Below are 9976 nucleotides of genomic sequence, written 5' to 3'. Positions count from 1 at the left end.
TTATCCAAAAATTGCCTAAGGCAACACAAAACCAGTTGAAAATGATTGCTTGAAACTAAATTTATGGTTCCTTTGCTTGATATTATGCGGTTTATAGGCATTTTTGATGTTTCAAGTTTTAGTTAATAAATTGAACTTTAGCTTAACGGGAAAAAGAAGACTGACTCACTGCGAGAATCAAATTTTATTGAATTGACCTATACATTAACAAGAACTGACTATTCAAAAGTTAATCATAGTAGTAAAGACTAGATGAGTTTTCTTTGTAAAAAATAAATGACTCGCTTTAAAAAAAGTAGAAAAGCTGACTAGCACAAGTATGAGCTCAAACTCATTCTTGTGTTAGTCAGCTTTTGTAGAGACTCGATTCTTTAAACTACATCACTCACTCAACCGTTCTTGCAAAGCAGAACTCAAGTCGTCCAGCGACAGGCTCTGTGCGGTTTCCAACAACAATCTCAGCTCTTCCCTCGAAGCTTGCCCCTCTTGTAGGATGTCCCCATACAAGTAGTCTAGCTGGAAAAGAAGCGCATCGGCAATCATGCCTTGAAACTCAACGCGCTCTACTAAGAGCCAGCGCAGCCAAGCAAGATACCAGCTCTTTTTTGGTAAATCTTGGTAATAGTCTAGCAACATAGCCAACTCAGCCGCATTCCGACTACTGCCCAACCTAGCCTGCCCTTGGTGATAGCTCAAGGAAAAGGAAGCATCAGGGCTGATATCTAGCAGGCTTTCGTCTAGCAAGGGAGCCACCTCTAGCATAGCCAACAGTTGGTCAAAGCTATCCGCCAAGCACAGCCACTGGTCCATTTCACGGTCAATCAGGCGAATGGAAGGCGGACTAACACTATCTGCATCAAAAGAACCATCTACAAATGAAGCAGAATAATCAAAACAGAACCATTTGTTATCATCGACAAAAAAGGCCACGAAGTAAGGTGGCAGACCGGTTTCTTGGGGCTGGAACTCTTTGGCATAGATGGATGGAAAGTCTGTACCACTTGTCCAGCCATAGATGCCGTTGAGGAGCACGTAATCCAGTCCATCACGGGTGGGTTCTATGGTAGGCAGCTTGGTCTTGGTTAAGTAGCCTGCCCCGTCATTTTTCAGGAGCCCAAGATAGGAAATTGGTAAATCACTCAATCGGATATCGGAATGAATTTGTCGGTCATTTTCATCAAATGGTTCCTGTGGGATGGGAGAAACTAGGGAATCTTGAATCATATGGGCCTCACTTTCTTGAAAAATTAAGTCTTAGGTAGGATGAAGAGGGGTGCTAATTGGTGTATGATAGGGTCATGGAGGGATATCGTTACTCTCCAAACAAGATTTTTTGCTATAATACAGATAGTTACTAAACAGAAGAAGAGGAGTGTTGAAAATGGTTATATGGATTATTTTAGGTGTTGTCGTACTTGTTGTTCTATGGGGAGTTTCTGCCTATAACAACTTAATTAAATTAAAAAACTGGGTGAAGGAAGCATGGGCACAAATCGATGTGCAATTGCAACGTCGAAATGACTTAATTCCAAACTTGGTTGAAACGGTTAAAGGCTATGCTAAACATGAGCAAGAAACCTTGACACGCGTGATTGAAATGCGTAATAAGTTAACCAATATGGGAGATGCAAGTCCACAAGAAACCATGGAAGTATCGAACCAATTGACAGGTGCGTTGAAAACAATCTTTGCCTTATCAGAATCTTACCCAGATTTAAAGGCAAATACAAACTTTTTAAATCTACAAGAAGAATTATCTAACACTGAAAATAAAATTGCTTATGCACGTCAATTATATAATTCAAGTGTTGCTAAATACAATATTAAACTACAAACCATTCCTACCAATTTCATTGCAAATATGGCTGGTTTCACACAAGAAGTCTTGTTAGAAACCCCTGAAGAAGCTCGTAAAGTTCCAGAAGTAAAATTCTAATTAGGACTAAATATTTTTAAAGAAAGAGGGTGAAGAGCATACTTCATCAACAAATTGCACAAAACAAACGAAGAACCGTTCTAGTTATTTTGGCTTACCTTGGCTTATTTTTACTAATTGGTGCGGCTATTGGTTACTATGCATGGAACGATCCACGTATAGGAATAGTGATTGCTCTTGTCGGAGGAGCCCTCTATTCTTGGGTCATGATTGGGCAGTCAACCTCCGTCGTTATGCGACTCAATAATGCTCATCACATTACCGATAACAGTCAATACCCAGCTTTATGGAATATTGTTGGCGATATGGCTATTGTTGCACAAGTCCCTATGCCGCAAATATATGTCATTGACGACCCATCACCAAATGCTTTTGCCACTGGTTCATCTCCTGAAAAGGCGGCGGTTGCGGTGACGACAGGTTTGTTGACCACCCTTAACCGTGAAGAATTAGAAGGGGTTATTGCTCACGAGTTTGCCCATATCCGAAACTACGATGTTCGTCTGCAAACCATCGCTATTGCTTTGGGGGCAGTCATTTCTATCTTAGTGCAAATTGGCTCTCGCTTCTTCCTATTTGGAGGGCGTGGCCGTAGAAGCAGTGATAATGATAAGGGCGGTGGAGTTGTAGCTATTGTCATGTTGGTTCTCTCGCTCTTGGCTATTATTTTAGGGCCGCTAATGGCAACCTTGATTCAATTGACCTTGTCGCGAAACCGGGAATACTTGGCGGACGCTACAGCGGTGGATTTCACTAGAAACCCACACGGTCTGATTTCAGCGCTGCGAAAAATTTCAGAAGGACCAGCCATGAAGCAGGCTGACCCACAGAGCGCAACTATGTATATCAGCAACCCATTCAAAAAATCAAGTGGACGAGACTCATTGTTCTCAACCCACCCAAGTACAGAAAACCGTATCAGTCGACTAGAGGCGATGTAAGCACAAACCTAGCGTGGCTGGGCAAAATGTCCATAATGACTAATATTTATTTTTAAATCACAAAAGAGTTTTGCGAAAATCTTATCAGAAATGAGAACGGTGGCACCGCCGTGAGCCTTGGTCTCACGGCTTAGCTGTCTACGTGGCTGTAATCGGCTAAAGCCGAAACATCCACTGTGCGCCAGCTATGCTTTTCACCGTTATTTCTGGTAAGATTTTCGCAAAACTCTTTTGTTTAAATAGCAGCAAGGACTTTTTGCTCAGCCCCAATAATCACTGTGCGTCAGCTATGCTTTTTCGCCGTTATTTCTGATAGATTTCTCGGAAACTCTTTTGTGATTTAGGAATAGATTTTATTGATATGGACATTTTGCCCGATCACGCTAGGCTTGGTGATAGCTTACTTTATTACACTTCATGAGATAAAATCCACTTAATGTTACTAGATTTCTATAATATTACGGAGAAACCGTTTCACTAAAGGAAAATGTAATCTTTTTACAACCTTTGAATACTGTATTTAGCGGATAGAAGCATGTATAATAGAGGGTAACTTGTATATAGAGGAAGTTAGCGTTAAAAAGAGGGAGGGAGAGCGTTCGTGTCACAACAAATTTACATACACTATGATAGCGTCAGCAATCATATCTTAAGTAGTGGAATTCCTTTCATTTTTCCGCAAGAAGATGCCTCTTTAATCCCCAAAAATATTTTACTGCTAAATGGTCGTTCCTCTTTGGCTGTCTATGATAACTTTTCGGGTTTCCCTTGTATTAAGGGCAGAGAAAAGGTTCAAGAATTTTTAACCATGCAAAGACATAGTTTAGAAGCTCAACCCAATTGGATTGATTTTGAATCGATTGATTTCTTGCACCAACTGATTCCCCAAGAAATTGCCGACCTCTTATACATTTCGCATGCCAAGAACCATTTGCATTCGCCATTCTTCTATAAACTACAAAATAACTATATCAACCTGTCCATGGACAACAACTTTACCAAAGTCTACTACCGTAAAATCGACCATTTTCTGCTTTTATTGGCACAGGCTTTGACTGAAGTGATGACGGAACTGGTTAACCGCCAAAACAGACGGTTCTTTTTCAATAAACATATAGACCTTACCCCACTCAACATAGACGTCTTGAAGGATTTGATGCCTTACCTGAAAGAAGGTATCGTGATTGCCAGCCAACAAGCGGAAGTGGCGGAGGATACCTATTACCTGCCAATATTTTTAGCCGAAGACCACTACCATTACGTGCCAGAATCTTATGATGCAGACAACAAATTAGGTGCTGTTGTCTACCACGCAGACAGCGATACATGGACCCTAGAAATGACAGAAGGACCGCTCGTAGCCTATATTTCGTAAAAATGAACTGGAGGATACCTATGACCAAGATTCTTGTTATCAATGGACCCAATATCAATCTCTTAGGGGAGCGTGAGCCAGAAATTTATGGTGGCATTACCTATGATACCCTTTGCCAAAACTTAGTGCAGCAAGGGTTGGAAGAGGGCTTTGACGTGGAGTGTTTCCAGAGTAACCACGAAGGTGATTTGATAGATAAAATCCAAGCAGAGCGCCACAATGCTCATGCCTTTATCATCAATCCGGGAGCCCTAACCCATTACAGTTACGCTCTGTATGACTGCATTCGTTCTGTTGTGCCACCATTTATCGAAGTGCATATCTCCAATGTGCACCAGCGTGAAGAGTTCAGACACAAGTCGCTAATCGCCCCAGCCTGTCAAGGAAGTATAGTTGGCCTAGGCGTTACCGGCTACCACCTAGCACTAGAGTATCTTATGAAAAGTTTGTAAAAATGGCTACGAGAAGGGGAGACCTTTCTCGTAGCTTTTTTGGTTGGAGCATACTGGAGCAAAAAAATCCATTTCTAAATCGCAAAACTCTTTTGTTTAAATGGCAGCCTGGAGTTTTTGCCCAGACCCAACATCCACTGTGATGAAACACCGTTATTTCGGATTTATTTTTCGGGAACCCTTTTGTCAAATCATACTTCGGAGTTTTTATTTCCTGTGTGACGATAAACGGATAGCTCTGAAAAAATTACTATAGTAGCTGCCTATACAGGACTATTTTTTAGTGATTAGATGGTTATCCATTTTACTTGGAGGAGAATTTTTTTCATAATAGTCCAATTTCTTTTTATTGTAGCGATTGGCAGATTATTTAGGTGATTAAGCAATCTGTCTTTAAGAATTATGAGAAAAGTAGCGCAAATCTAGTGTTTTACTGGGAATAGGAGTGCTCTACTCCCAGTAAATGAACTAAATTAGATAGGTTTTCTCATAATTCTGCTCATAATCCCACTATTATAGAAATAAAGCTAGACATTTTTAAGAATTATGAGAAAAGTAGTTCAAATCCAGTATTTTACTGGGAGTAGGAGCGTTCTATTCCCAGTAAATGGACTGAATTAGATAGGTTTTCTCATAATTCTGCTCATAATCCCACTATTAAAGAAATAACGCTAGACATTTTTAAGAATTATGAGAAAAGTAGCGCAAATCTAGTGTTTTACTGGGAGTAGGAGTGTTCTATTCCCAGTAAATGGACTGAATTAGATAGATTTTCTCATAATTCCACTTAACTCTAATCTCTTTCGAGTTGGGGCTGGGCAAAAAGTCCCAATGGTCACTAAATAAAATAGTTCCCCAGAAATCTATCCTTATAGAACGGTGTAAAGCATGCTGACGCACAGTGGATGTTGACTTTTGACGATTTACAACCACGTAGACAGTTAAGCCAGTGAGACCTCGGCTCACCTTGTTTATAAGAAAGCCACTGTTCCCATTTCGGATAGATTTCTGGGGAACTATTCTATGATTTAGAATGCTTTTATTTTATTACAGACATTTCGACCAGCACCTGGATAGAAAGCCAATAGTCATTAGAAAAAAACCTATTTTTCGTTCAAAAAAGTGGAAAAGTTAACTAAGAGGATTAGAAGTATCAGCTAGTGACTCTAAGCCTTTTTGCTACATTAACAACGTAAAGAGTTAGTCCGTCTATACAAGCTTAACTAGTCATAAAAGGGGACCTATAATGAAATCTAACCCATCCTAAGACATAATCTGAATTTCCCAATAAGATTAATTCACAAACTATATTGACAAATCGTAATCATTACGATATTCTAAAACGTACAGTTTACGATTTACAATACATTTATAGAAAGTGGGAGACAAGTGAACAATCAGAAGAAAATTATTTTAGCGGCAGGTGTGAGTGGGACGCTTTTAGTGGGGTCTTTGTATTACGTGTTCGCTAATCGTGCTCAGTCACCAGAGCTATTGGTGAAGGAAGAAACTGTTTTGAAGGAGGCACTTCAGTCGTCGCCTGCACAAACACACAAAGAAGATGATCATACTGATTATACCCAACAAGTGGTATTAAAAATAAAAGAAGATGGCTACGTAACCGCTCATGGAGACCATGAACATTTCATCAAAGGACCTGTGCCTTTTGACGCCATTTACCTGAAATCATTGGTGGTGGATGACCCGAACTATGTGCTGAATAAGGCGGACATTGTGAGCGAAATTAAAGATGGCTATGTCATCAAATACGATGGAAAATATCGAATCTATCTCAAAGATGGCGACCTAGCTCAAAACGTTAGAAGCCAAGAAGAGCTGTTGGAAATCCGCAGAAACGTGAGAACAAGAGCGAGCGGCGACCATGGTCATTCGGAAATGGCAAGTGGTCACGACAACTACCAATTCCGTCCAGAAGATGTTGTTTCTGAAACAGAGGATGGCTATATTGTGAAACACGGCGACCATTTCCACTATATTGAAAAATCAAAAGTTCAGGGAAATGGCACACAGGTCGCAGCAGGGAATCCAATGGCTAGACCAAACGGACCGGTGGCGGATGCTCATGAAGAAGAGCGCTTCGTATTTGACCGAAACAATATTATCTCGGAAACAGAAACGGGCTATGTGGTGCAACATGGTAATCACACGCACTTTGTCTTTAAAAAGATGTGGATGCAGCACCAGCTAAACCGGTCTACAATGAAGAAACACCCCCTACGACCGTTGTAGAAGCACCAAAGACGGAAGTCCCTGCACCAGAAAAGCCTCAAATTCCTGACACAAAACCAGCGGATGCCCCTAAAGAAGACCTAAGAAAAGTTCATGAAGCAAAAATTGATTACCTTGCAAAGCTACACAATATCAGTCCAGCTGAGATTCAGGTTTCTGGGGACCAATTAGTTTACCCACACGGCGACCATTCACATCGTTTGTTGTTGGCGGATATTCAACTGCCAAGTGAGGTAGCGACAAATCCAGAAACACCAGCCATCGATACCAATGTAGACTTGGAAGAAGAATTCGAAAAAGAATTGAAGGCCTTAGCAGCGGCTTTCCATGTCGAGCCAGGAAATATCTTGGTTGAAAACGGCATGATGAAGGTACCTCACGGCGACCATACCCATGATTACCCGATTAAAAGTAAGGGATGGCAAGCTTATCTAGCCAACAAAATTGACCCGATTACGGATGTTTTTGTTGCGGGTGGCTTGAATCGCCAAGTGGTGTCCAAGCGATTGGATGAGTTGAAAGCTCTAGCAGCCAAACGTTTCGAGGATAACTCACGTCAATTAGGCAGAATCAACCGTGTGCTAGACGATTACCGCGATCATAATGTGGCATGGGGATCCAATTCGACAGAGGGCTTTTTAGCTGCCTTAGCCACATTTGAAAAAGAAAAAATCCTTGTGGGGACTAATGAACCGGTTGCTACACCTCCCCGCCCAGCAGTTGACACTGTGACCATCACTAAGGGAAGTCTGATGGACAAGCTGGACCTCTTGAAAGAAGTGGCAAAGGAATCCAAGGATGACTACTTTAACTACTTATCTGAGATAAACAACCTCAAAGAATCAGTGGGCTACTCCCACACTAGCGAGCTAGTCAGTCTCAAAGAACGTATCGAACAATTAGAAGCAAAAATCCGCCGATCCCTAGTCAAAACAAGCGAGGAAATCACCTATGAAGCGCAACTCAGCACAGTCCGTTATCTCATTAAACAACTTGACGAATCAAGCCACATGATTAAAAAAATCCAATTCTTGAACCAACTAGACGACTTGGAAACAAAGACCAATGCTAAGGACTTAAGTGCCCTAGAAAGCCAAGTCCGTACATTACTAAGCCCAAGTGAAGCCACAAGCCCAACAACCACCCCGGAAAATGGTGCAGGAGACCAAGCGAGCAACCAAGCACAAACTCTAGCCCAACGACTAGAGGCCCTACACCAAACCATTAAATCCATTGATGAATCAGCACATTTCATGAAAAAATATACCTTCATGAACGCCTACCAAACAGTGGATGAAGCCGCAGCAGATCCAGCTAAACAAGAAGAACTCTTGCTTCAATTAAAGAACCAAGTAGATGAATTCTTAGCCAGCTTGAACCCTGTTGCACCGGTAGCAGAAGAACCAGTTGTTGAAAAAGAGACAATGGCTGTTCTAAATGAAAGAATCTACCAAAAGATTAGAACGATTGACGAGGACAAGTACCTGTTAAAACGCATGGCATTCCTACAAGACTACTATGGCTTGACCGAAGATGAAGCAAAACGAGAAACAGCCATAGCACTTGAAGCACAAGTCGATGCTTTCTTAGCAAGCGTGACCAAGCAACCGGAAGCCAACACAGAAACTACGCCAGTGGCCCCAGCAACAAATCCGCAAGACCAAGCCAATTATGACCAACTGGTATACTTTATCGAAGCCAACCAAGGCGATAGCCGCTTGACAACAGAGCAACAAGCAGACATCACACGACTCTTCAACCAAGCAGTAGCCCTGAAAGAAAACCAAGATATAAAAACAGCAAACAACACACTACAAGCGGCAAAAAATATCATCATGACCACCTTTAAGGCAGATAAAGAGTAGCAAAAAAGAGAGGCTATCCTATAGTAGGGAGCCTCTCTTTTTTGATGTGTTTTATTTCGTTATAAATATTTCTCTATTTCAAGAGCTAATAAGTTTGCGGAAGTCGAATTCAAGTGTGCACCATCAACACTAGTAGTTAAACCTCTAAGTTTTGAAAATAGGTCTTTACTTGATGGAAATAGGGTCATAATAATAGCGTCAAACACCCTGACAAGAAATCTGTATTTCCAAGTATAAACTCTATGATCTGTTTCAATTTTTTCTTTTTGCAATGTGTAAACATCGATAAAAGGGTAGTCATATTTCTGTGCCAATTCCTTTAGCATTTTATTTCTTTTCACTAATTTTTCGTGTGGAAAATTTTTGAGGTTTATAAATGGAGAGCCGAATAAAATAACTCGTTTGTTATGTTGAGATAGTAAGGTTAAAAGCTTTTCGTATTCTTCAACAAATTCGTTGTCATCCTCAATACATTTTTTTAGTTTGGAACGGATACTCATCTGTAAAAACCAAAACAATGAGACAGTTTTTAAATAAGGCAAAAAGAGGTCGTTGGTTCCAATTCCAATAATATATACTTCACAATCATTTTTGGAATGAGTTAGAATGTTGTTTAATCGTTTGGCAGCGCCCTTTATCGTGTCACCATTTTTACCTCGATTGACAGCTTTTATTCTTTTGTCTAGGAAGTGTATGTAAGAATAACCAACATTTCCATAAGTTAAACTATCTCCTACGCACATAATTTTCATGTCATTTCCTCCTAAATAAGCTACTCATATCTAACTTGTTGTTACAATTATTATACCCCAAAAAACTTAGTGAGAAAATTTGTGGTAGGAAATTGGAGCTGGGCAAAAAGTCCTTATCATAGCAAAACAAAAGAGTTTCCGAGAACAGAATCAGAAATGACGGTGAATAAGCATAGCTGTACAGAGGACCCCATGTCAAGGACATTCTATAAAAAACAGTGTAAAAAATACCATCACTTCCTTTAAGCTTGAAGTAAAGGAGGAGTGATGGCAAAAGAAAGGCTCTTCAGACGAGGAGCCTTTTGTCATACAAAATAACAATGACGAAGGAACTACAAGGATTTTTTATCTTCTATGAGCGGCACTTGAAAAAGCACTACCCCAATTGGATGTGCCGATATTTTG

General features: G+C 40.6%; 8 protein-coding genes. 6 read left to right on the top strand and 2 right to left on the bottom strand.

The window, feature by feature from the left end; all coding sequences use genetic code 11:
- Positions 1-381: 381 nt before the first annotated feature.
- Entirely contained in the window at positions 382-1224 is an 843-nt protein-coding gene (locus NPA36_RS10140; RefSeq protein ID WP_256946002.1) for an SMI1/KNR4 family protein, read from the bottom strand.
- Between the two features lie 157 nt (positions 1225-1381).
- On the opposite strand from NPA36_RS10140, the gene NPA36_RS10135 reads away from it, so the two are divergent.
- The 6 genes from NPA36_RS10135 (at position 1382) to NPA36_RS10110 (ending at position 8819) form a co-directional block, all read left to right on the top strand.
- Positions 1382-1936, top strand: a complete 555-nt coding sequence (locus tag NPA36_RS10135; RefSeq protein ID WP_256946001.1) for a LemA family protein — start codon at positions 1382-1384, stop codon at positions 1934-1936.
- A gap of 38 nt (positions 1937-1974) precedes the next feature.
- On the top strand, positions 1975-2877 hold the full coding sequence (gene htpX, locus NPA36_RS10130) for a zinc metalloprotease HtpX (RefSeq protein ID WP_256946003.1): 903 nt from the start codon (positions 1975-1977) through the stop codon (positions 2875-2877).
- A 601-nt stretch (positions 2878-3478) separates the two neighbouring features.
- Complete coding sequence (locus NPA36_RS10125; protein ID WP_256946000.1) at positions 3479-4252, top strand: hypothetical protein; 774 nt, start codon at positions 3479-3481, stop codon at positions 4250-4252.
- 20 nt (positions 4253-4272) lie between these two features.
- Complete coding sequence (gene aroQ, locus NPA36_RS10120; RefSeq protein ID WP_256945999.1) at positions 4273-4704, top strand: type II 3-dehydroquinate dehydratase; 432 nt, start codon at positions 4273-4275, stop codon at positions 4702-4704.
- Positions 4705-6093: 1389 nt separating this feature from the next.
- A complete protein-coding gene (locus NPA36_RS10115; protein ID WP_256945998.1) occupies positions 6094-6954 on the top strand; it encodes a pneumococcal-type histidine triad protein in 861 nt (286 codons plus the stop codon).
- Positions 6894-8819 (top strand): hypothetical protein, encoded by a 1926-nt coding sequence (locus NPA36_RS10110; RefSeq protein ID WP_256945997.1) that lies wholly within the window; start codon positions 6894-6896, stop codon positions 8817-8819. The genes NPA36_RS10115 and NPA36_RS10110 overlap by 61 nt, the downstream gene beginning before the upstream one ends.
- Before the next feature lie 59 nt (positions 8820-8878).
- On the opposite strand, the gene NPA36_RS10105 is transcribed toward NPA36_RS10110, so the two are convergent.
- A complete protein-coding gene (locus NPA36_RS10105; RefSeq protein WP_256945996.1) occupies positions 8879-9571 on the bottom strand; it encodes an SGNH/GDSL hydrolase family protein in 693 nt (230 codons plus the stop codon).
- Positions 9572-9976 lie beyond the last annotated feature (405 nt).

The organism is Granulicatella seriolae (assembly GCF_024543085.1).
GTDB lineage: Bacteria > Bacillota > Bacilli > Lactobacillales > Aerococcaceae > Granulicatella > Granulicatella seriolae.
The sequence above is the reverse complement of the archived record's forward strand: the minus strand, read 5'-3'. Positions and strand labels throughout refer to the sequence as shown.